At 65.0% G+C, this 18791-nt stretch carries 31 protein-coding genes and 1 other RNA gene; 31 read left to right on the forward strand and 1 reads right to left on the reverse strand.

Annotation, left to right across the window (positions count from 1 at the left end; all coding sequences use genetic code 11):
* Positions 1-198: 198 nt before the first annotated feature.
* The 26 genes from OU419_RS25245 (at position 199) to OU419_RS25370 (ending at position 12218) form a co-directional block, all read left to right on the forward strand.
* The gene (locus OU419_RS25245; RefSeq protein WP_031655001.1) at positions 199-609 is read left to right on the forward strand and encodes a hypothetical protein; all 411 of its coding nucleotides are present in this window, start codon (positions 199-201) and stop codon (positions 607-609) included.
* Positions 602-2674: a DNA-binding protein gene (locus OU419_RS25250; protein WP_254472361.1), complete on the forward strand. Its 2073-nt coding sequence runs from the start codon at positions 602-604 to the stop codon at positions 2672-2674. The genes OU419_RS25245 and OU419_RS25250 overlap by 8 nt, the downstream gene beginning before the upstream one ends.
* Positions 2671-3441, forward strand: coding sequence for an AAA family ATPase (locus OU419_RS25255; RefSeq protein ID WP_408004911.1), 771 nt, complete (start codon positions 2671-2673; stop codon positions 3439-3441). Before OU419_RS25250 ends, OU419_RS25255 begins: the two co-directional genes overlap by 4 nt.
* Entirely contained in the window at positions 3438-4274 is an 837-nt protein-coding gene (locus tag OU419_RS25260) for an OTU domain-containing protein (protein ID WP_254472358.1), read from the forward strand. Before OU419_RS25255 ends, OU419_RS25260 begins: the two co-directional genes overlap by 4 nt.
* Positions 4271-4681 carry a hypothetical protein gene (locus OU419_RS25265; protein ID WP_254472357.1) on the forward strand — a complete coding sequence of 137 codons (411 nt, stop codon included), beginning with the start codon at positions 4271-4273 and terminating at the stop codon, positions 4679-4681. The genes OU419_RS25260 and OU419_RS25265 overlap by 4 nt, the downstream gene beginning before the upstream one ends.
* Positions 4644-4976 (forward strand): hypothetical protein, encoded by a 333-nt coding sequence (locus OU419_RS25270; RefSeq protein ID WP_254472356.1) that lies wholly within the window; start codon positions 4644-4646, stop codon positions 4974-4976. Before OU419_RS25265 ends, OU419_RS25270 begins: the two co-directional genes overlap by 38 nt.
* Before the next feature lie 15 nt (positions 4977-4991).
* Entirely contained in the window at positions 4992-5609 is a 618-nt protein-coding gene (locus tag OU419_RS25275) for a DUF3164 family protein (protein ID WP_254472354.1), read from the forward strand.
* Between the two features lies 1 nt (position 5610).
* The gene (locus tag OU419_RS25280; protein ID WP_254472353.1) at positions 5611-5916 is read left to right on the forward strand and encodes a hypothetical protein; all 306 of its coding nucleotides are present in this window, start codon (positions 5611-5613) and stop codon (positions 5914-5916) included.
* 2 nt (positions 5917-5918) lie between these two features.
* Positions 5919-6191 carry a hypothetical protein gene (locus tag OU419_RS25285; RefSeq protein ID WP_254472352.1) on the forward strand — a complete coding sequence of 91 codons (273 nt, stop codon included), beginning with the start codon at positions 5919-5921 and terminating at the stop codon, positions 6189-6191.
* 1 nt (position 6192) lies between these two features.
* Positions 6193-6408, forward strand: coding sequence for a hypothetical protein (locus OU419_RS25290; protein WP_254472351.1), 216 nt, complete (start codon positions 6193-6195; stop codon positions 6406-6408).
* A complete protein-coding gene (locus OU419_RS25295) occupies positions 6408-6656 on the forward strand; it encodes a hypothetical protein (RefSeq protein ID WP_254472350.1) in 249 nt (82 codons plus the stop codon). Before OU419_RS25290 ends, OU419_RS25295 begins: the two co-directional genes overlap by 1 nt.
* 1 nt (position 6657) lies before the next feature.
* Positions 6658-7017: a hypothetical protein gene (locus OU419_RS25300; protein WP_254472349.1), complete on the forward strand. Its 360-nt coding sequence runs from the start codon at positions 6658-6660 to the stop codon at positions 7015-7017.
* 8 nt (positions 7018-7025) lie between these two features.
* Positions 7026-7295 (forward strand): hypothetical protein, encoded by a 270-nt coding sequence (locus OU419_RS25305; RefSeq protein ID WP_254472348.1) that lies wholly within the window; start codon positions 7026-7028, stop codon positions 7293-7295.
* Positions 7294-7365, forward strand: an RNA gene (locus tag OU419_RS25310) — hammerhead ribozyme type II. The genes OU419_RS25305 and OU419_RS25310 overlap by 2 nt, the downstream gene beginning before the upstream one ends.
* A 5-nt stretch (positions 7366-7370) precedes the next feature.
* Positions 7371-8042 carry a DUF2786 domain-containing protein gene (locus tag OU419_RS25315; RefSeq protein ID WP_254472346.1) on the forward strand — a complete coding sequence of 224 codons (672 nt, stop codon included), beginning with the start codon at positions 7371-7373 and terminating at the stop codon, positions 8040-8042.
* A 12-nt stretch (positions 8043-8054) separates the two neighbouring features.
* A complete protein-coding gene (locus OU419_RS25320) occupies positions 8055-8336 on the forward strand; it encodes a hypothetical protein (RefSeq protein WP_254472344.1) in 282 nt (93 codons plus the stop codon).
* Positions 8337-8529: 193 nt separating this feature from the next.
* Positions 8530-8937, forward strand: a complete 408-nt coding sequence (locus tag OU419_RS25325) for a gp16 family protein (protein WP_254472343.1) — start codon at positions 8530-8532, stop codon at positions 8935-8937.
* Positions 8924-9382 (forward strand): Mor transcription activator family protein, encoded by a 459-nt coding sequence (locus tag OU419_RS25330; protein ID WP_254472342.1) that lies wholly within the window; start codon positions 8924-8926, stop codon positions 9380-9382. The genes OU419_RS25325 and OU419_RS25330 overlap by 14 nt, the downstream gene beginning before the upstream one ends.
* 102 nt (positions 9383-9484) lie before the next feature.
* Positions 9485-9829 carry a hypothetical protein gene (locus OU419_RS25335; RefSeq protein WP_254472341.1) on the forward strand — a complete coding sequence of 115 codons (345 nt, stop codon included), beginning with the start codon at positions 9485-9487 and terminating at the stop codon, positions 9827-9829.
* On the forward strand, positions 9822-10241 hold the full coding sequence (locus OU419_RS25340) for a hypothetical protein (protein WP_254472340.1): 420 nt from the start codon (positions 9822-9824) through the stop codon (positions 10239-10241). Before OU419_RS25335 ends, OU419_RS25340 begins: the two co-directional genes overlap by 8 nt.
* Positions 10242-10243: 2 nt before the next feature.
* Positions 10244-10663 (forward strand): structural protein, encoded by a 420-nt coding sequence (locus tag OU419_RS25345; protein ID WP_254472338.1) that lies wholly within the window; start codon positions 10244-10246, stop codon positions 10661-10663.
* Positions 10660-10782 carry a hypothetical protein gene (locus tag OU419_RS25350; RefSeq protein WP_268172467.1) on the forward strand — a complete coding sequence of 41 codons (123 nt, stop codon included), beginning with the start codon at positions 10660-10662 and terminating at the stop codon, positions 10780-10782. Before OU419_RS25345 ends, OU419_RS25350 begins: the two co-directional genes overlap by 4 nt.
* Positions 10779-11180 (forward strand): hypothetical protein, encoded by a 402-nt coding sequence (locus OU419_RS25355; RefSeq protein WP_254472336.1) that lies wholly within the window; start codon positions 10779-10781, stop codon positions 11178-11180. The genes OU419_RS25350 and OU419_RS25355 overlap by 4 nt, the downstream gene beginning before the upstream one ends.
* A gap of 110 nt (positions 11181-11290) precedes the next feature.
* A complete protein-coding gene (locus tag OU419_RS25360) occupies positions 11291-11479 on the forward strand; it encodes a hypothetical protein (protein WP_254472335.1) in 189 nt (62 codons plus the stop codon).
* Positions 11480-11487: 8 nt separating this feature from the next.
* Positions 11488-11988 carry a DUF1804 family protein gene (locus OU419_RS25365; protein WP_254472334.1) on the forward strand — a complete coding sequence of 167 codons (501 nt, stop codon included), beginning with the start codon at positions 11488-11490 and terminating at the stop codon, positions 11986-11988.
* A complete protein-coding gene (locus OU419_RS25370; RefSeq protein ID WP_254472332.1) occupies positions 11988-12218 on the forward strand; it encodes a hypothetical protein in 231 nt (76 codons plus the stop codon). Before OU419_RS25365 ends, OU419_RS25370 begins: the two co-directional genes overlap by 1 nt.
* Here the strand turns inward: OU419_RS25370 and OU419_RS25375 are convergent.
* Positions 12196-12447 (reverse strand): hypothetical protein, encoded by a 252-nt coding sequence (locus tag OU419_RS25375; protein ID WP_254472330.1) that lies wholly within the window; start codon positions 12445-12447, stop codon positions 12196-12198. The genes OU419_RS25370 and OU419_RS25375 overlap by 23 nt on opposite strands.
* A gap of 29 nt (positions 12448-12476) precedes the next feature.
* On the opposite strand from OU419_RS25375, the gene terL reads away from it, so the two are divergent.
* The 5 genes from terL (at position 12477) to OU419_RS25400 (ending at position 18790) form a co-directional block, all read left to right on the forward strand.
* Positions 12477-14132 (forward strand): phage terminase large subunit, encoded by a 1656-nt coding sequence (gene terL, locus OU419_RS25380; RefSeq protein ID WP_254472329.1) that lies wholly within the window; start codon positions 12477-12479, stop codon positions 14130-14132.
* Positions 14133-14141: 9 nt separating this feature from the next.
* Positions 14142-15728, forward strand: coding sequence for a DUF935 domain-containing protein (locus tag OU419_RS25385; protein ID WP_254472327.1), 1587 nt, complete (start codon positions 14142-14144; stop codon positions 15726-15728).
* Positions 15728-17014: a phage head morphogenesis protein gene (locus OU419_RS25390; protein ID WP_254472326.1), complete on the forward strand. Its 1287-nt coding sequence runs from the start codon at positions 15728-15730 to the stop codon at positions 17012-17014. The genes OU419_RS25385 and OU419_RS25390 overlap by 1 nt, the downstream gene beginning before the upstream one ends.
* Complete coding sequence (locus OU419_RS25395; RefSeq protein WP_254472324.1) at positions 17014-17481, forward strand: phage virion morphogenesis protein; 468 nt, start codon at positions 17014-17016, stop codon at positions 17479-17481. Before OU419_RS25390 ends, OU419_RS25395 begins: the two co-directional genes overlap by 1 nt.
* A gap of 202 nt (positions 17482-17683) precedes the next feature.
* Positions 17684-18790, forward strand: coding sequence for a phage protease (locus OU419_RS25400; RefSeq protein ID WP_254472323.1), 1107 nt, complete (start codon positions 17684-17686; stop codon positions 18788-18790).
* Position 18791 lies beyond the last annotated feature (1 nt).

Consider the following 18791-nt stretch of genomic DNA (forward strand, 5'->3'; position numbering starts at 1 on the left):
CCGTCCGGCCCGTGAGCCGAATCTTTCCGACGTGGTGCGGGAACCGCTCGCAGCAGAGGTCGCGGCCTGGCTGAAGGAAAATCCAGCGTCCCCTCAGGCGGTTTGGAGAGAACGTCGTCTCGCACGCGCTGCAAGAGCTTTGCGGAGGGGGAACCCAAGTCACGACGAAGAATCAGCCATTTGTCGAGGGTGTGATCAATGAGTCGGGAAAAAAGTCTCGGCCTGATCGATGTGGATTGCAGCAGTGCGAACACCACTTCAGATAATGCCTCGTTCATTTCCTCAAGCCGGCCGAACGCCTCTGTCAGATCGTCCAGTTCTTCCTGCAATTCGCGAAACTCTTCTTCGCTGATCATGCCTGCGCCCTCCAAAACGGCTGACAGTATTGAATCCATTGCGCTCGGGCAAGCACAGCTTGACGCTATACATCGCCCGCTTCTCGACGATCTCCGCCATGCCACCGAGTTCTTCAACTCGGTCGATGGCGACCTCGCTTCAGTCTTCAACGGCAGCAGACAGATTGCAGCCGAATGGCTGGAAACTGCTGCGCTCGCCCTCGGTAACGCCCTGATCGCCCGCCATGAGACTACTGGAGGCGACCATGAGTGAGTGGTTCATGCCTACAAAGCTGGCCGGGCTTCCAGGGCTGCCGACTACTGATCGAGGTATCCGAAAGCTGGCAGAAAGGGAAGGCTGGAAGAAGCAGAAGCACTCCGGGCGCGGTGGTGGATATGAGTACCACGTTTCGGCCCTGCCGAAGGAAACCCGCGCCGCACTGCTGAACGCCGCCCTGGGCGAGGTGGCCACCAAGGCGGTCCGCCAGGAGACGCAGCTGGCCCTGGTCGAAACCAACCGCCAGCAACTGGTCGCCGATGCCCGCCAGGGGGTGCTGCACGCCCTAGACCTGATGATGGCCCGCACCGGCTACAGCCGGAAGCGCTCCATCACCCTGATGCTGGACATGGCGCGCCTCGGCCAGGTCGAGCCGCAGCTGCTCGCCATGCTCAAGATGGCCCGCGATCCTCGCGGCCGCCCGAGCGCGGATGGCCTGCCGAGCGTGCGCAGCCTGGAGCGCTTCCTGGATCAGGCCGAGCGTGGCGCCCTGGTGCCGAAGGTCCGCCGCCCGGACATGAGCGTTCCCGACTGGGCGCCTGCCTTCATGACGATCTACCAAGGGCCGGAGAAGCGCAGCGCCCGCGCTGCCCATGCACTACTGGAGAAGCACTGGCAGGGGCAAATGCCCAGCCTGGACCAGGTCTATGCGTTCCTGCGCAAGGTGGGCAACGTCAGCCGCGAGGTCGGGCGCATGGGTGAGCATGAAATCAAGGCGCTGCGCCCGTTCATTCGCCGCGACTTCACCAAGCTGCTGCCGACCGACGTCTATTCCTGCGACGGCCACACGTTCGACGCCGAGGTCCAGCACCCGATGCACGGCCGGCCCTTCCGGCCGGAAATCACCACCATCATCGACATCCGTACCCGTCGAATTCCGGGCTGGTCCACCGGCCTGGCCGAGTCGGCCCTGGTGGTGGTCGATGCCCTACGTGACGCCTGCATCAAGGGCGGCGTCCCGGCCATCTTCTACGTGGACAACGGCTCGGGCTACGTCAACCACATGATGCGCGACGAGGCGGTCGGCCTTATGGGCCGCCTGGGCATCGATATGAAGAACAGCCTGCCCTACAACAGCCAGGCGCGGGGCGTGATTGAGCGCGTCCACCAGAGCCTGTGGATTCGGGCCGCCAAGGAACTGCCCGGCTACATCGGCGCCGACATGGACCGCCAGGCCAAGCTGGCCACCTTCAAGCTGACGCGCCGGGCCATCGCCAAGGGCGGCACCATGCCGCTGATGTCTTGGGAATCTTTTGTCGCGTTCTGCGAACAGCAGATTGCCGAGTACAACGACCGCCCGCACAGCAGCCTGCCGCGCATCACCGACCCGAACACCGGTCGCCGCCGTCACATGACCCCGAACGAAGCCTGGGCGCTGCACGAAGCGGAGGGTTTCAGCCCGATGCGCGTTACCGACGACGAAGCCCGCCCGCTGTTCCGGCCCCAGGTGCTGCGCACCGTCCGCCGCTGCGAACTGGAGTTCATCGGCAACCGCTACTTCGCCCGCGAGCTGGAAGAGTTCCACGGCGAGCAGCTGGCGGTCGCCTACGACATCCACGACGCCAGCAAGGTGTGGGTGTACGACGGTGAAGGCCGTTTCCTCTGCACCGCCGAGCTGGGTGGCAACAGCCGCGACTACATGCCGGCGTCCTACATCGAGCGCGCCCGCGAGAAGCGGGCCGATGCCCGCGAGAAACGCGCCATTGCGCACCTGGACGAGATCCGCGCCGAGCGTCAAGGCGGTTACGCCCTGGAAATGGACGCCCCGCTGACCATTCCCGGCCTCGGAACCATCACCCCCGAGCAACTCCGTTCGCGGTCCGCCGCGACATTCGAAGTACAGGCGGAGCGGATCGACGAGCCAGTCACCGTCGCCACCGCAGCCCCGGCAGCGTCCGCCCAGGTCTTCACCCTGCCGACAGTACCCGCCCAGCGTTACCGCCAATGGTGCGAACTGGCTGAACGCCAACGCTCCGGCCAGCCCATCGAGCCGGAAGCCGCCCAGTGGTTCGAGGTTTACCCCAAATCGAAAGAGTTCGCTGCCCAACAGCGGCAAGCATGAAAGGAGCTGTATTCATGACCATCCAGCAGAACATTCCCACCTCCACCGGCATGGCCGATATCGCCAACATCGCGCTCTGTGACATCGCCCTGGAGAAGGCCCTGTCGCGCACCGCAACCCTGCCGGGCCTGGTGTGCTTCTACGGCCCCAGCGGCTTCGGCAAGAGCGTTTCCGCCGCCTGGGTAGCGAACCGCCGTCGCGCCTACTACGTGCAGGCCAAAAGCCTCTGGACCCGCAAGCACACCCTCAAGGCCATCCTGGGGGAAATGGGTATCAAGCCGAGCGGCACCATCCCGGAAATGGCCGACCAGATCGCCGAAGAACTGGCTGGCAGCGGCCGCCCGCTGATCATCGACGAGATGGACCACCTGGTGGCTTCGGGTTGCGTCGAGCTGGTCCGCGACCTGTACGAGTCCAGCCAGGCCGCGATCATGCTGATCGGCGAGGAAATGTTGCCGACCAAGCTGAAGAAGTTCGAGCGCTTCCACGGCCGCGTGCTGAGCTGGATTCCTGCCCAGCCGGTGACCCTGGACGACGCCCGCAACCTCGCGCCGGTCTACAGCCCAGGCGTCCAGATCGCCGACGACCTGCTGTCGCATCTGGTGACCAAATCCCTAGGCTCGGTGCGCCGTGTCTCCGTCAACCTGGAAATGCTCGCAGAGTCTGCCGCCGTTCACGGTATGGTCAAACTGGATCAGGCCGACTTCAAGCGCCTGGGCCTGGAGCTGTATACCGGTGTGGCGCCGAGCCCGAGGACTTCGAAATGAAGCGCCAACGCCAGGCTCACCTGTCCATGATCGGCGGCAAGCTCCCTCGCCAGCACATGTGGGAGGCCATCCGCGCCCACCGCGCCGAGTTCACCGCGTACCAGATCGCCCGAAAGTCGGGCCAGGACGACGGCGCTGTCGTCACCTACCTGGCCGGTCTGCGCAAGGCTGGCCACATCGAGCCTGTGCGCGCTTTCGCCAGAAATGAAGAGGTGGTGTATCGCCTGGCCCGTGACAATGGTGTCGAGGCCCCGAACCTGGACGCCAAGGGCAACCCGACCCGCAAGGGCTACGTTGCCGAGGCCATGTGGCGAACCTTGCGGATCCTCGGTCGCGCCACGTCCGAGCAGATCGCCGCCCAGGTCGCCGCCACCGGCGCCAAAGTGCTGCCGTCTAGCGTCGAACGCTACTTCCGCGACCTCAAGAGCGCCGGATACCTGGAGCGTGACGGGCGCCACTACATCCTCACGCCCAAGCGCTATACCGGGCCGCGTCCGCCAATGGTGCAGCGGTCCGAGAATCGCCAGGTGTACGACCCGAACCTGGACAAGGTGGTGTGGGTGTCGGGCGAGGCTACGGCGCAGCCGGAATGCCAGGAACTGACCTGGGCGCGCATCGAGGTCGAGCGCCTGGAGTCGGAGCGCAATACCCTTGCCAGCCAGATGGCCACGCTGCGCGCAGCGCTGTCCGCAATGGTGGGTGCCAGCTCCGCCGATGAGCTGCGCAACATGGAAGCGGCGATGCGCGCCATGCCTGCGTCTGATGCCGACAAGGCGGTGGCCATCAATGCCATCCAGGCCCTCCTGGCCACCACCGGGGAGGTGCGCGGATGAATCAGATCGACCTGTCCGCCTGGGGCGAGCACCCGCCCGTATTCGTTCAGCTGCTGGCGGCGGAAGTCGCGCGCAGCAGCCAGACCAAGGCCGGTCAGGCCATCGGCATGAGCCGTTCCACCGTCAGCACCATCCTGGCGAACCGCTACCCGTCGCCCTCGACCATCCGCGTCGAGCGCCGTGTCCTGGAAGCGCTCAGCCGCATCGAGTGCCCGGCCCAGGGCGAGCTGGTGACCTCTACCCAGTGCAGTGAATACCTGCAGCGGCCCGCGCCGCTGAACAACCCTGTCGCCATGCGCTGCTGGAAGGCGTGCCGCGCCTGCCCGCGCAACCCCCACACCGCCACCGTGAACCGCGAGGAACAAGGCCATGAAAACCGAATCGCGCTTGAAGTTCTTGACGCCTGAGCTGGCCGTGAGCCTGCACACCTTCAACGACGCCACGCGGACCCTGCAGCGCATGGGCATCCGCCTGCACCGCATCGACCCGAGCAACAACCGGCTGACGCTCAGTCCCGAAGACGGCCGCCGCCTGGAGTCGCTGCACCTCCTGGTCGGCTACCAGCGCCATGCCACGGCCGGCAGTACCCGCTATGTCGCGCGGTTCCAGGGCGTGGAGGTGACCTGGTCCGAGCCCATCAGCTACCTCGACTACAGCAGCCCCAAAAGCCCCAGCGCTCGCGCTGACCTGACTTTCTTCTGATCCAGGAGCCAACACATGAACCAAGTAACCATCCCCGAAGGCTATCGCATGGACGCCCAGAAGCGTCTGGTGGCGGAAGTCCTGATCAAGCCCGTTGACCTCGCCCGCGACCAGTTGGTGATGGAACTGGTGGGCAAGGCCAAGGCCGTCCAGGAAGAGCTGTCCCGCTTCAAGGCTTCCGCCTTCGGCGACATCGAAGCCTTTGTCGACCTGTCCGTCGAGCAGTACGGCGTCAAGCGTGGCGGCAAAAAGGGCAACGTGTCGCTGTTGAGCTTTGACGGCCGCTACATGATCAAAAAGGCCATCCAGGAAACCATCCAGTTCGACGAGCGCATCGAAGCGGCCCGCGTGCTGATTGACGAGTGCCTGCGCGACTGGACCCAGGGCGCGCGCCCCGAAGTGGTGACGCTGGTCAGCAATGCCTTCCGCACCGACACCAACGGCGAAATCCGCACTGCCCGCGTCCTGGCGCTGCGCCGCCTGGACATCCCGGATGAGCGCTGGCAACGCGCTATGAAGGCCATTGGCGAAGCCTGCCAGGCGGTCGGCTCCAAGTCCTACATCCGCCTTTATGAGCGTGTCGGCGACAGCGACCAGTACGAACAAATCAGCCTCGACATGGCGGGGGTGTGAGATGGCCGCACGCAACAGCAAGCAACAGCTTTGCGTAGTCACCGTGAATTATGAGTGCTACCTGCTGCCCCAAGGGGATGCGCTCAAGGTCATCGACATCATGAGCCGGGCGGCCAAGGTGCAACAGGACTACTCCGATGGCGACTTCAAGTACATCGTTGGGGAATCGCCTCGCGCCGAGCTGACGGTGGTACGCCCTGGGCAGCTGGTCATGCCTAAAGCTGCGGCGGAGCCAGTCACTCAGCGCCCTCGGCGGAAGTCTCCGGCCCAGCTCCCGCATCAGACCTTCCTCCTGGAGGGCAACTGATCATGACCAAGACCTTCGCTGCATGCCGCCTGGACGGCCTGATCGAGCTGCACGACCAGCACCCTGGTGATGGCTACTTCGCCATCGCCGAAGGGGATCCTGCTGAACTGCGCCGGGTGATCGACCTCACCGCCGATCCCGTCGCCGGGCTCGCCTGGCGCGTTCCGGGCATCCGCCAGGAGGCTGAGCCTCGCGCCAATCTCGGCGCCATCGCCAGCTACATCCGCCACCTTTCCACTCAAGATGCGCCCGGTGTGCGGGCGCTGGGGGTGTGACATGGGGCGCGTTCCGCTGCTCGATGACATGAACCTGGACAAGAGCGTCCGCCAGATGATCGACGAGGCCGAGCAGCTCGATGCCGACTGCTTCGACGTCATGCACCTGACGCTAGATAACGGCAACGAGCTGGTGGTGGTCGCCATCACTGGCGAGTACCTGGACCCGGTGGTAACGGTCCTGGAAGCCGTCCGCGACCTACGGGAGGCCAAGTGATGACTACTAACACGAAGCCAGGCACCACTGGCGCGCTGTTCACCGACTTCAACATGCGCCGGAGTGGCGATGGCTACACCGCCACCAGCAAAGGGAAGTCGGCCAGTTGCACCTGGAACCGCGAGCAGTGCGCCCGCCGCCTGGCTCAGAAGCTGTACCCGGACGCCGCCGTGCGCGTCGAGTGCATCGACAACGTGCGCGAAGGCAGCCGCGACAGCCGTTGGCGGATCACCGTGGAGGGACACTGATATGCACTCACGCGCCGCTCAACTGATCAGCACCACGCTTCTGCGTGTCGAGGCGCGCCTGGCACAGCAAGCCCTGGGCATGGACCAGGTGCCGTCGATGCCAGTCGCTCAGATCGTGGAGGTATCGCCGGCCGAGCCCATCGAACTGGAGGAAGCACCCCAGCCAGAGACCATGCCTTTCGACTCTTTCGAAGACGAGCCGACGCCTACCCGGCTGTTGCCACCGCTGGCCGCACGAATCGAGGCGATGGCCGCGCGCGGATGGACTCCGCAGATGGCGGCCCATGATCTGCGCCTGCATCCCAAGCGGATTCGTCAGATCGCTCGCGACTACAACATCACCTTTTCATTCCACCGCTAGGAGGCTCTATGGCCGAGTACACCATCACCATCAGCGACGCCGAAGGCGGCGTCATCTTCGGAATGATGGGACCGAAACTGCATGACTCCAAGGCTTCGAAGCTGGCCTTCGCGCTTATGGAGGCATCAAAGGCTCTGGCTAGCAAGTTGGCAGAAATGGATGGGGAGAAAACAGCAGTCTCCTGCGCCTGCGATGAATGCCTTGCTCGTCGTGCTCGCGGGGAAGAGCCCCAGGCGGAAGTTCATCTCAGCAAGATCAAGGACCGGACCCTCCACTGAGCGAAACCGTTCCGGCCTGGCCGGAGCGGTCTGCCCAGCGTGGTGGCTGGGTACTGATGAGCAGCCGAGGAACATATGGAAAACAACAAGGCCCTGGACAAGATCAAGAAACTGCTGCGCCTCGCGCAGAGCAGCAACCCGCACGAAGCGGCGAACGCCATGCGCCAGGCGCGGGCGATGATGGAAAAGCACGGCATCGGCGAGGGCGACGTGGCGCTGGCCGACATCACCGAACACGGCACCGGCAGCGGCTCCAAGCTGAAGCCCGCGCAGTGGGAAGCGAATCTCGCCGGTACCGTGGCGAAGGCGTACTCCTGCAAGCTGTTCTTCGCGGCCGGCATCGGCCAATGGCGCTTTGTGGGCGAGATGGCCGAGGTGGCCAGCTACACCATGACCATCCTGCTGCGCCAGGTGCGCAAGGCCCGCCGCGACTACATCGCCACCGAGCTGAAGCGCTGCAAGGCCGCGACCAAGACCAAGCGCGGAGACCTGTTCTGTGATGCCTGGGTGTGGTCGGTGCGTAAGCAGGTCGACAAGTTCGCCGGGACGGCGCAACCGTCACAGGCGGCCGAGGCGTACATGGTGAAGCACCACCCGGACCTGGTCCGTGGTGAAACCACCGACCGCAGCAAGAAAGGCCAGCTCAGCAACCGCGACCTCGGCGACGTAGCCAAGGGCATCGCTGCGGCTGATGGCGTCCAGCTCAACCACGGTGTCGGCGGCTCCGCCCCGCTGGCCTTGACCTGAGCACGTCCGGCGATGACGAACGAAACCAAAGCCGAACGCCGGCGCCGTCTGGCCAAGGAGCGCCAGAAAGCGAAGCGCGAGCGCGACGCTCTTCGCCGTGCAGTCCTTGGTGGGCGACGTTTCAGCATGGACATGTTCCAGGCAACGGCCGATGCCCTTGCGCTGATCTGCCAGCGCGGTGGCTTCGATGAGCCCGCCGAAGCCGTCACGTTGTTACTCCACAACGTGGCAGAAATTGCAAAGCGTGACGAGTCACGCTTTACGGAATTGGTCAGCACACGGAGATGTACATGACCACATCACTTCTCTCTGAGCCAAAGCCACGCCTTGTTCAGCAATGGTGGGGCCCGGAAAAACTCTGCCCACGTTGCGACGACTACTGGCCGGCCGACGCCGAGTTCTTCAGCCCTCGGGGTGAAGGAAAGCTCGACAGCTGGTGCCGCTGCTGCGTGAACGAACACCACCAGGAACGTCGCCGGAGGGTTCAATGAGCCTGCGCAACGTGAACCTCGCCAAAATCCACATCGCCAAGGCCCAGCTTGGCCTGGACGATGATGCCTATCGCGCGCTGCTGGGGCGTGTCGCGGGCGTACGTTCGGCCAAGGAACTGGGTCCGCGTCAGGTCGCCCAGGTGCTGGCCGAGTTCCAGCGCCTGGGCTGGAAACCGGAGAGCAAACAGCAGGGCCGCGCCACGCCAAAAGTTCCTCAAAACCGCCAGGTCGTGCTGAAGAAGATCACGGCGCTGCTGGCCAGCGCCACGCGCCCCTGGAGCTACGCCGATGCAATGGCGAAGCACATGTTCCAGCGCGAGCGCGTCGAATGGCTGGACGACAGCCAGTTGTATCGCCTGATGCAGGCGCTGATCATCGACAGGAGCCGGCATGAACAGCAGTGACATCGATCTGCGTCAGGTCCAGGACATGCTGCCGGACAACGTCAGGGACATGGCGGGCCGTATCGGCCTGCCGTCCACCCTGGTGGTGGTCGAGCAGCTCGGCGGGACGCTCTGGCGCATAGCCGAGGGCCGGGCGCGCAAGGGCGAGGCACGCCGCGCGGCCCTGGCCGAGCTGGTGGGCAGCGAGATCGAAGAGCAGCTTCATGCCCACTACAAGGGTGAGGAAATCTACGTCGCCCGCTGCAATAAGGCCCTAGTGCGGTGGCGCGACCTGGAGATCATGGAGCGTTTCGAGCAGGGCTTGCGGGATGGGCAAACCGTCCGTAGCCTGCTCAACGAGCTGGCCCGCGAGTACAAACTGTCCTCCCGCTGGATCTGGGAGATTGTGAACCGGCCCAGCGAGCAGCTGCCGCAGTTACAGCAGCAGCCCACCCTGTTCCACTAAGCCGGGGCGCAATGCCCCGGCTGGCGCCGTCGCGCCACGCCTGTTTCGACTGTTGAACCCTTTCACGCCGCGCGCCTAGCACGCCATTACCAACATGGCTGCATGAAAGAGTTCAACCCGCACCCTCCACGCAGCCCCCGCGACTATGCCGCCGCCATCCTGGCGGAGGGCTGCCGCGAGCGCCGTAACGCGCTGCTGGACGCCTGCCCAGCCGACTGGCGGCCGCTTGTTCGCACGCACGTGGAAGATGCGTTCGCCAAGATCAAAGCCTACCGCGAACTGATGGACCGGCGTGCCGAGTCGATGCGACGCGGCCCGGAGCCTGCTCCCCGCGTAACCGATACCGATTACCGCATCTCCAACTTCACCAAGTCCGCGCCGGAGGTTGGCAATGGCCACTTATCCGCAATTCGGGCAGCGCTCGCATCGGAAGCATCAAATGCCTGATCCCGCATCCACCTCGGCCGGCAGCGCCGCGCTGCTCAAGCTATTCGGCATCCACATTGGTGCGGGGGCACTGGCCGCCGCCCTGGGCTTCCTGGTCCTGTGGCCCAAGACCATGCGCGAAGGCTTTGCCCGCCTGTTCTGCACCATCGTCGCCAGCAGCGTGTTCGGCCCGCTCCTGGTCGTCTACCTGCACACCAACCGCCCCGAGCTTTTCGACTCCGCGCGAGTGGTCGCCAGCCTCTACCAGCTGGAGCCAGCGGTGGGCTTGCTGTTCGTTTCCGCTCCGCTCCTGGTCATCGCCGGGCTGCCGGCCTGGTGGCTGATCGGAGCCGCGCTGCGCCTGTTCGAGCGTGAAGGTGATTCGTGGCTGGGCGTGTTCGCCCAGTGGGTTAAACGCAAACTGGAGGTCTAGTCATGGCTCTGCAACCTCGCGGCATCCGCAACAACAACCCCGGCAACATCGTATTTTCGCCCAGCAACAACTGGCGGGGCCAGCTCCCACACGACCCGAAGGTCGAGCCGCGCTTCTCCCGCTTCGACAGCCCGCAAAACGGCATTCGCGCGCTGGCGAAACTGCTCCTGAACTACCGCAAGATCCACGGCCTGCGCACTGTCGAATCCCTGATCGCACGCTGGGCGCCTTCGAACGAGAACGACACCCGCGCCTATGCCGCCGCCGTGTCCCGCGAAATGAGGGTTCCGCCGCAGGCTGGCCTGCACCTGGACCAGAACACCCTGTCGGCCCTGGTCACCGCCATCATTCGCCACGAAAACGGCCAGCAGCCCTACAGCGCCGAGCTGATCGGCAACGCCGTGCGCGAGGTGCTGGCGTGAAGCGCCGCCGTCAGTTGGTTGTCACCAAGGGCCGTGCGTTGCTCAGCGCGGTATTGATCAACATCGCCTGTGACACCCTTCAGGCCGCTCTCTGGATTGCCCCGGAGTCGTCCGAATGACCTGGCGCATCGGCCTGCTCCTGGTGCTGCTCCTGGTGCTGACCTCGGCCGGTTCCTGGATGGTGGGGCGGCAGGTCGGCCTGGCTGACGGCCGCGCCATCTGCGCCGAGGCGCAGACCGACGCCTACCGTGATGTCCTGGACGAATCAACGGCCCAGCTGAAGAAGGTCCAGGACACCAGCAACTCCATTTTCCAGCGCCTGGCCCAGCGGGACGACCGCGACCAACAAACCACACGGGAGCTTCGCCATGCACTGGCTGAAACCGCTGCTGATCGCGCTGCCTGTCGCTTTCCTGCTGACGTCATGCAGCAGCTCGAAACCGCCCGCCAACGCGCTGCCAAAGCCACTACCAGCGGCCTTGGCTCAGCCGTGCCCGATCCCGGTGGCGGCGACTGACGACAGCGCCGACGCCATCGCGCTCGCCCTGAAACAGCTCTACGACCAATACGGCGTTTGCGCCGGCCTGCACTGGGACACCGTGCAACACCTTCAAAAGGACTGATCCGATGACCGAGAAGAAAAACTCCCCCGAGTACGACCTGCTGCAACGCATCGACGGCCGCCTGGAGCGCTTCGAAGAGCGCTTCCCTCAGATCGAGCGCAAGGCGGTGCTGTATGGCTCGGCAGCCGGTGCGCTGGCTGGTGGTTTGGTTGCCTGCGGCCTGGCCGTGGCGCGTCTCAAGCTCGGCATCTGAGGTCGTACATGGCGCACCCCAAGGAAACCCGCGACGCCCTGCGCCGCGCCTACGTTTTCGACCGCCAGAGCCTGGAGGTCGCGGCGGCCATGTTCGGCGTTTCCTATGGCACGGCCAGGCGCTGGAAACAGCAGGCGGAGGTCGAGGGGGACGACTGGGACAAGGCGCAATCGGCACAGCTGCTGTCCGGTGGTGGTCTGGAGGAAGTGGCGCGCCAGGTGTTGTCCGGCCTGGTGATGCAGTTCCAGGCGACGATGGAGGCGATCCAGGGGGACGCCGAAATCAAACCGGCCGTGAAGGTGCAACTGCTCGCCAGCCTGGCCGATGCCTACAACAAGACGGTCAGCGCGTCGAAGCGTGTCCTGCCTGAAACCTCAGCGTTGGCCACCGCGATGGAGGTGCTCCAGCGCCTGGCCAGCTTCATCCGTGAGCGGTTCCCGCAGCACGCCCAGGCGTTCGCCGAGGTGCTGGAGCCGTTCGGCGAAGTCATTGCAAAGGAGATTGGATAATGTCGATCAGCCCGGAAACCCTGCAGGTGATTGCAGACGCAACTGTCCGCTTGGCGGAGCTACGGCAGAAGGAGTGCAAGCACCTGTGCATTGAAAACACCGCGCCCACGATCTTTGGCGGACTGCTCAGTGCGTACGTGAAAAGCACTTCTAAAGAAACGCTCACCTCGGCCATGAACCTGGTGAGCGTAACGGGAGAGCTTGACGTTAAAGCCCTTCTGGGTTCGTGAGGCGCTCCTGCATGGCCTCCTTAACCCAAAGAGCCACTTCGGCATCTACATGGTCAGGAAGTGTGGCGAAGGCCCTCTCCATCGCTGCTTCCAGGTCCTGCCTGGCCTGTTCGTTCTTGCCCAGGACTTCCGTCAGGGACAACAGGCCACGGGCCAGGCCCGCAATCAGCGAATCCCGGTCCTTGATCCGGCCTATCTCTTCGACGCCCAAAACCGTTGGCTCTTCCATCTTGACGCTCCGTGTGTTGGCACAAACCCATGAAGACTAACACCAAGGACTTCCTGGCCGATATCGCTGAGCTTGCCGTCCAGTTCCGCCGCCAGATCGAAGCCGAGGTTGCCGGCTTCGACCCGGACCCGAAGGCAAGCGCCGCCCGGCGCGAGCGGGCCAGCAACGATTACGAGTACTTCGCCCGCACCTACTTCCCGCACTACGTGAAGCGCGGCAATGCGCTGCTTCACGACTACCTCTACAAGCGGCTGCCCGAGCTGGTGGATTACCCGGATGGCCAGCACGAAGCCATTGCTGCGCCCCGTGGTAACGCGAAATCCACCCTGGTCAGCCAGATCTTCGTCATCTGGTGCGTGCTCACCGACCGCAAGCACTACCCGCTGATCATCATGGACGCCCTGGAGCAGGCGGCCACCATGCTGGAAGCCATCAAGGCCGAGCTGGAGTTTAATCCACGCTTGGCGATGGACTTTCCCCAGGGCGCGGGGAGAGGACGGGTCTGGAAGGTCGGAACCATCATCACGGCGAATGACGCAAAGGTACAGGCATTCGGATCTGGGAAGCGTATGCGTGGCCTGCGCCACGGTCCCCACCGCCCGGATCTGGTCATCGGTGACGACCTGGAGAACGACGAGAACGTCCGCAGCCCGGAGCAGCGCGACAAGCTGGAGAACTGGCTGAAAAAGACCGTTCTTTCGCTTGGCGCGGCCGATGACACGATGGACGTGATTATCATCGGCACCATCCTGCACTACGACTCGGTTCTGTCGCGCCTGCTGAAAAATCCGCTGTGGAAGCGCCGCAAGTTCAAGGCCATCATCGAATGGCCGCATCGCATGGACCTGTGGGAGAAGTGGGAAGAGCTTCTGCTCAACTCGGATGACGAAGGGACTGCAGCCCTGGAGTTCTACCAGGAGCGCGCTGCCGCGATGGAAGAAGGCGCCATCATCTGCTGGCCGGATGGGCAGCCCCTCTACAAGCTGATGGTGAAGCGCGCCCGTGACGGGCATTCGGCGTTTGACTCAGAGCAACAGAACGACCCGGTGCAAGGCGACAACGCCCCATTTGCGGCCTGCATCACCTTCTGGGTGAACCGCCTGGCGCAGTGGGTTTTCTATGGCGCATGTGACCCATCCCTGGGGAAACAGGGGGCCAGCCGTGATCCGAGCGCCATCCTGGTCGGCGGTTTCAACCGCGAAACCGGCATCCTGGACGTGGTTGAAGCCGGCATCCGCAAGCGCCTACCGGACAAGATCATCGAAGACATCATCGCCATGCACCGGGCCTATCGGTGCCTGGTGTGGGGTGTCGAGGCGGTGCAGTTCCAGGAGTTCCTCCGCACCGAGTTGGTGAAGCGCTCGGCCAAGGCCGGTTGTCCGGTGCCGGCCCGCGCGATCACGCCACACGCGGACAAGCTCCTGCGCATCGAGAGCCTCCAGCCGCACATGGCCAACGGTCTTATCCGCCTTCACCCCAGTCAGACCGTCCTGGAGCAGCAGCTGAAGCACTTCCCGGCCGCCGACCACGACGACGGCCCCGACGCTCTGCACATGCTTTGGATGCTGGCCACCACTGGTTTTTCGACGATGGAGTTCACCCTGGTGGCCCGCCAGGGCATGGCCGCCTCCGGTGGATTCGAAGACTCATTTGACGCAGCTGGCCGCATGGGCGGCGACTGGTAGGAGACGACGATGCCCGCCATCGTAGATATTTACGGCCATCCCCTCAGAACTCAGGAGCTGCGCGAGCAGCAGACGGCGCGCCTGTCCGCCTTGGTCAAAGAGTTTGCCAACCATCCGGCCAGGGGGCTGACACCGGCCAAGCTCGCCCGCATCCTCCAGGAAGCCGAACAGGGCAACCTGCAGGCGCAGGCCGAGCTGTTCATGGACATGGAGGAACGCGACGCGCACCTGTTCGCCGAGATGAGCAAGCGTAAGCGCGCCGTGCTCGGCCTGGACTGGACCGTAGTGCCACCGCGTAATGCGTCGGCCGCCGAGAAGGCCGACGCGGAATACCTCCACGAGCTGCTCCTGGACCTGGAGGGGCTGGAAGACTTGATGCTCGATGCTATGGATGGTGTCGGCCACGGATACAGCGCCATCGAGCTGGACTGGTCGCTCCAGGGGCGGGAATGGATGCCGCTGGCCTTCGATCACCGCCCGCAGAGCTGGTTCCAGCTCAATCCGGACGACCAGAACGAGCTACGCCTGCGCGACAACAGCATGGCGGGCGAAGAGCTTCAGCCCTTCGGCTGGATCATGCACAAGCCGCGTGCGCGCTCGGGCTACGTGGCGCGTAGCGGCCTCTTCAGGGTGTTGGCCTGGCCGTACCTGTTCAAGCATTACGCCACGTCGGACCTCGCGGAGATGCTGGAAATCTACGGCCTGCCGATCCGCTTGGGAAAATACCCGCCCGGCACCCCCGACGAAGAGAAGGTGACGCTGCTCCGGGCTGTGACCGGCCTGGGCCACGCGGCGGCCGGCATCATTCCGGAGTCGATGGCCATCGACTTCCACCAGGCCGCCCAAGGCTCCAGCGATCCTTTCCTGGCCATGATGCGCTGGTGCGACGACGCCGTGTCGAAGGCGGTCCTGGGTGGCACGCTCACCAGCCAGACCAGCGAGTCGGGCGGCGGCGCCTTTGCCCTGGGCAACGTCCATAACGAGGTCCGCCACGACCTGCTGGCCGCCGATGCTCGCCAGTTGGCGGGCACCCTGAGCCGGGATCTGCTCTGGCCGCTGCTGGTCCTGAACCGCTCCGGCAACGCCGACGCACGCCGCGCTCCCCGGCTGGTCTTCGACCTGAAGGACCGCGCCGACATGGCCGCCATGTCAACCGCGCTGCCGCCGCTGGTCAAATTGGGCGTACAGGTGCCGGTCAACTGGCTCCAGGATCAACTGGGCATTCCAGTACCGGCCAAGGGCGAGGCCGTTCTGATCGACAGGAGCGACACCGGCATGACCGCGCTTACCCGCCGCCAGGGCGGCCGCATCGCGGCGCTTGCCCAGGTGATCGGACCGCGCTACGGCGACCAGCAGGCCCTGGACAACGTCCTGGCTAGCCTGCCAGCACAGGGGTTGCAGGATCAGGCCAACGACCTCCTGGCCCCCTTGCTGGAGGCTATCAACCGAGGGGGCGACGAGGCCGAGTTACTTGGCGCGCTGGCCGAGTCGTTCCCGGATATGGACGAAAGCGCCCTGGCCGACGCGCTGCAACGCCTACTGTTTGTGGCCGACACCTGGGGCCGCCTCCACGGCAACCTCGACAGGATCGACTGATGCCGACGCCAACCGAGGCCGACCTGCGGGCCATCTTTGGTATGCGGCCGGACGCCGCTATCGAGTACCTGGAGCGCAAGGGCTTTGCCATCACCTGGAACTGGCACGACGTGGACGCGGCGACCCATGCCCGCGCCGTCACCGTCGCCAGGGCGGCGCGCCTGGACGTGCTCCAGGACATTCGGGATGCCCTGGTCGACAACCTGGAGAGCGGCCAGACGCTGCATGACTTTCAGCGCAACCTCCGGCCCAGCCTGGAGGCGAAAGGCTGGTGGGGCCGCCAGATCGTGGTGGCGCCGGACGGTGGCGCGGAGGTGGCCCAGCTCGGGAGTCCGCGCCGCCTGGCGACCATCTACCAGACCAACCTTCAGTCCGCCTACATGGCCGGCCGCTACGCCGCCGCCTATGAGGCGCGGGAAACACACCCCTATTGGATGTACGTGGCCGTCATGGACGGCGTCACCCGGCCCAGCCATGCCGCCCTGCACGGCAAGGTGTTCCGCTGGGACGACCCGATCTGGCAGCACATCATGCCGCCCAACGGCTACAACTGCCGGTGCCGCATCATCGCGCTCACCGCCGAAGCGGTTAAGCGTCGCGGGCTTAAGGTCGAATCCAGCGAGGGCAAGACGCACCAGGTCACCGTGGAAACCGGCGTGGACAAGCGCACGGGCGAGATTCGCGAACAGACCATCACCGCCCTGGACACCACCGACCGCAGCGGCCGGAAGATCCAATTCCGCCCGGATGCCGGCTTCGACGGCAGCCCGATACAGAGTCACCTGATGGACCAGGTGCTGTATGACAAGGCCGAGCGCACCCTGGGCGCGCCGGCTGCCATTGCCGAGGTCCAGGGCGTGCTGCTCGATCCGGTGCGCCTGCGCGCCTGGGAGGCGTTCGTGGACCGTGCCGCATCACCCCAGGGGCAAACCATGTCCATCGGCGTGCTCGATCCGACCGACATCACCTATGCCGTCGCCCAGGGCGCCCAGCTCCGCGCTGGCGTCGTGGCAACCAGCGACACGGCCATCCGCAATAGCGTCGTCGCCCGCGAGCTGCTGGCCAACCTGCCGCAGCGCCTGGCGAGGCCAGACATGGTGCTGTGGGAGCGTGGTAGCGAGTCCCTAGTGTACGTGGTGCAGGCCGAGGGCACTGTCCTGGCGGTACGGCTGCGCGGTGAGATCTACGGCCCCGGCCAGTTGGAGAACGTCGCCCAGCTGCAGGAGGTCACGATGGAAAGCATCCAGGACGGCCTGGCTACGGGCCGGTACAGGAGGGTTCGCTGATGGCCGACAGGTTCGACATCCAGTTGGATGACCAGGAGCTGCGCGCACGGCTGGAGGCGCTGCTGGGCGCCGTGACCGACACGCTGCCGATGATGCGCGGCATCGCCGCCGAGCTGGCGGCGGAAACCGAGTTCGCCTTTATGGATGAGGGGCCAGGCTGGCCGCAGCTCGCCCCGGCCACGGTGGCGGCGCGCGAGGCGAAGGGACGCGGCGCCCATCCCATCCTGCAGGTGACCAACGCCCTGGCGCGCTCGATCACCACCCAGGCGGACCGCGACCAGGCGCAGATCGGCTCCAATCTGGTCTATGCGGCAATCCAGCAGTTGGGCGGCAAGGCCGGGCGTGGGCATAAGGTGTTGATCCCGGCGCGGGAGTACCTGCCGGTCACCAGCAGCGGCCAGTTGAAACCCAACGCGCGACAGGCTGTCCTGGACAGTGTCATGGCGGCGCTCACTCGAACGCGCTAGAAACGCGCAGGATGCACGCAAGCGACCGACGCGCTACCTCGCATCGCGTTTTAATCGATACCCCCGTTAGAGCCCCGTTAGAAATCGTTCCTCAGCCATTCGCGCCAGAGGGTTCCGCCTTCAGATCACTCGGCACCGAGATTCGGAGCCGTTGAACCCTCTCATCTGCTGAAGCAGTTCACCGGTCGCCACCATTGGCGACATGGAAAAGAACCCACTGCTCGTTGCCATCGCTGCCTGCGCCTTCCAGCTCCCGAAGTTGGAAGACGGCAGCACCTGGATTCAAATCACGCCGGCTGGTGAGTTCCTGCCTATGGATGGGCGCCCAATGGACGTACCGGCCTGGCGCATCGACGCCGCCAGCGCCGCCGCCGTAATCCAGCGCGCCAAGGCTCGTCGGACACCTCAAGTCCTGGACTACGAACACCAGACCCTGAAGAAAGAGGAAAACGGCCAGCCCGCACCGGCTGCCGGCCGCTTCTATGACTTCGAATGGCGCGAGGGTTCCGGCCTCTGGGGCCGCGTCGAGTACACCGAGCGCGCCGCCAAGCTGATCGAGGACGGTGAGTACATGTACTTCAGCCCCGTCTTCAGCTACGCCCCGGACGGCACTGTCCTGTCCTTCCTCATGGGCGCCCTGACCAATGACCCCGCCGTTGATGGCCTGGAACCGCTCGCGCGCCGAGCGGCGGCCACCTTTGGCCTTTACCCACCCAAAGAGGAACCCTCCGTGGATGAACTCCTGAAAGCCATCATCCTGGCGCTGTCGCTGAAGGAAGGCACGACCGAGGCCGAGGCCATCGCTGCCCTGACCGCGCTGAAGCCCGCCCTGGACAGCCAGGCCGCGAACCTGACCAAGCTGCGCGAGACCCTGGGCCTGGACAAGGACGCGAGCGTCGAGCAGATCGCCGTCGCCACCGCCCAGCTGAAAACCACCGGCACCGGCAACCCGGACCCGGCCAAGTGGGTGCCCGTCGCTGCTGTCGGCCAGCTCCAGGAGCAGGTCGCCGCATTGACCTCCCGCCTCAACGGCGGCGAGCTGGACGGCCTGATCAATACCGCCATCCAGGAAGGTCGCCTCATTCCGTCGATGGAGACCTGGGCGCGCGAGTACGGCGCCAAGGACATGGCCGGCCTGAAGTCCTACCTGGCCCAGGCGAAACCCATCGCTGCGCTGACCCGTCAGCAGACCGACGACCGCGACAGCGTGCCCGCCTCGGTGGAGCAGCTGGACGAGGCCGCCCTGGCGGTTTGCGCGGCTATGCACCTCAAGCCCGAAGACTACCTCGCCACCCTGAAAGCTAAATAGA

The sequence above is a fragment of the Pseudomonas triclosanedens genome (assembly GCF_026686735.1).
In the GTDB taxonomy this organism is placed as follows: Bacteria; Pseudomonadota; Gammaproteobacteria; order Pseudomonadales; family Pseudomonadaceae; genus Pseudomonas; species Pseudomonas triclosanedens.

Excerpts from the sequence above, each read along its gene's own strand:
- OU419_RS25260 (WP_254472358.1), top strand. The coding sequence starts at position 3,438 with ATGAAGCGCCAACGCCAGGCTCACCTGTCCATGATCGGCGGCAAGCTC.
- OU419_RS25340 (WP_254472340.1), top strand. The coding sequence starts at position 9,822 with ATGCCTGATCCCGCATCCACCTCGGCCGGCAGCGCCGCGCTGCTCAAG.
- OU419_RS25275 (WP_254472354.1), top strand. The coding sequence starts at position 4,992 with ATGAACCAAGTAACCATCCCCGAAGGCTATCGCATGGACGCCCAGAAG.
- OU419_RS25395 (WP_254472324.1), top strand. The coding sequence starts at position 17,014 with ATGGCCGACAGGTTCGACATCCAGTTGGATGACCAGGAGCTGCGCGCA.
- OU419_RS25250 (WP_254472361.1), top strand. The coding sequence starts at position 602 with ATGAGTGAGTGGTTCATGCCTACAAAGCTGGCCGGGCTTCCAGGGCTG.
- terL (WP_254472329.1), top strand. The coding sequence starts at position 12,477 with ATGAAGACTAACACCAAGGACTTCCTGGCCGATATCGCTGAGCTTGCC.
- OU419_RS25295 (WP_254472350.1), top strand. The coding sequence starts at position 6,408 with ATGACTACTAACACGAAGCCAGGCACCACTGGCGCGCTGTTCACCGAC.
- OU419_RS25290 (WP_254472351.1), top strand. The coding sequence starts at position 6,193 with ATGGGGCGCGTTCCGCTGCTCGATGACATGAACCTGGACAAGAGCGTC.
- OU419_RS25270 (WP_254472356.1), top strand. The coding sequence starts at position 4,644 with ATGAAAACCGAATCGCGCTTGAAGTTCTTGACGCCTGAGCTGGCCGTG.
- OU419_RS25390 (WP_254472326.1), top strand. The coding sequence starts at position 15,728 with ATGCCGACGCCAACCGAGGCCGACCTGCGGGCCATCTTTGGTATGCGG.
- OU419_RS25245 (WP_031655001.1), top strand. The coding sequence starts at position 199 with ATGAGTCGGGAAAAAAGTCTCGGCCTGATCGATGTGGATTGCAGCAGT.
- OU419_RS25300 (WP_254472349.1), top strand. The coding sequence starts at position 6,658 with ATGCACTCACGCGCCGCTCAACTGATCAGCACCACGCTTCTGCGTGTC.
- OU419_RS25255 (WP_408004911.1), top strand. The coding sequence starts at position 2,671 with ATGAAAGGAGCTGTATTCATGACCATCCAGCAGAACATTCCCACCTCC.
- OU419_RS25315 (WP_254472346.1), top strand. The coding sequence starts at position 7,371 with ATGGAAAACAACAAGGCCCTGGACAAGATCAAGAAACTGCTGCGCCTC.
- OU419_RS25360 (WP_254472335.1), top strand. The coding sequence starts at position 11,291 with ATGACCGAGAAGAAAAACTCCCCCGAGTACGACCTGCTGCAACGCATC.
- OU419_RS25375 (WP_254472330.1), bottom strand. The coding sequence starts at position 12,447 with ATGGAAGAGCCAACGGTTTTGGGCGTCGAAGAGATAGGCCGGATCAAG.
- OU419_RS25400 (WP_254472323.1), top strand. The coding sequence starts at position 17,684 with ATGGAAAAGAACCCACTGCTCGTTGCCATCGCTGCCTGCGCCTTCCAG.
- OU419_RS25385 (WP_254472327.1), top strand. The coding sequence starts at position 14,142 with ATGCCCGCCATCGTAGATATTTACGGCCATCCCCTCAGAACTCAGGAG.
- OU419_RS25320 (WP_254472344.1), top strand. The coding sequence starts at position 8,055 with ATGACGAACGAAACCAAAGCCGAACGCCGGCGCCGTCTGGCCAAGGAG.
- OU419_RS25265 (WP_254472357.1), top strand. The coding sequence starts at position 4,271 with ATGAATCAGATCGACCTGTCCGCCTGGGGCGAGCACCCGCCCGTATTC.
- OU419_RS25305 (WP_254472348.1), top strand. The coding sequence starts at position 7,026 with ATGGCCGAGTACACCATCACCATCAGCGACGCCGAAGGCGGCGTCATC.
- OU419_RS25355 (WP_254472336.1), top strand. The coding sequence starts at position 10,779 with ATGACCTGGCGCATCGGCCTGCTCCTGGTGCTGCTCCTGGTGCTGACC.
- OU419_RS25285 (WP_254472352.1), top strand. The coding sequence starts at position 5,919 with ATGACCAAGACCTTCGCTGCATGCCGCCTGGACGGCCTGATCGAGCTG.
- OU419_RS25345 (WP_254472338.1), top strand. The coding sequence starts at position 10,244 with ATGGCTCTGCAACCTCGCGGCATCCGCAACAACAACCCCGGCAACATC.
- OU419_RS25330 (WP_254472342.1), top strand. The coding sequence starts at position 8,924 with ATGAACAGCAGTGACATCGATCTGCGTCAGGTCCAGGACATGCTGCCG.
- OU419_RS25325 (WP_254472343.1), top strand. The coding sequence starts at position 8,530 with ATGAGCCTGCGCAACGTGAACCTCGCCAAAATCCACATCGCCAAGGCC.
- OU419_RS25370 (WP_254472332.1), top strand. The coding sequence starts at position 11,988 with ATGTCGATCAGCCCGGAAACCCTGCAGGTGATTGCAGACGCAACTGTC.
- OU419_RS25280 (WP_254472353.1), top strand. The coding sequence starts at position 5,611 with ATGGCCGCACGCAACAGCAAGCAACAGCTTTGCGTAGTCACCGTGAAT.
- OU419_RS25365 (WP_254472334.1), top strand. The coding sequence starts at position 11,488 with ATGGCGCACCCCAAGGAAACCCGCGACGCCCTGCGCCGCGCCTACGTT.
- OU419_RS25335 (WP_254472341.1), top strand. The coding sequence starts at position 9,485 with ATGAAAGAGTTCAACCCGCACCCTCCACGCAGCCCCCGCGACTATGCC.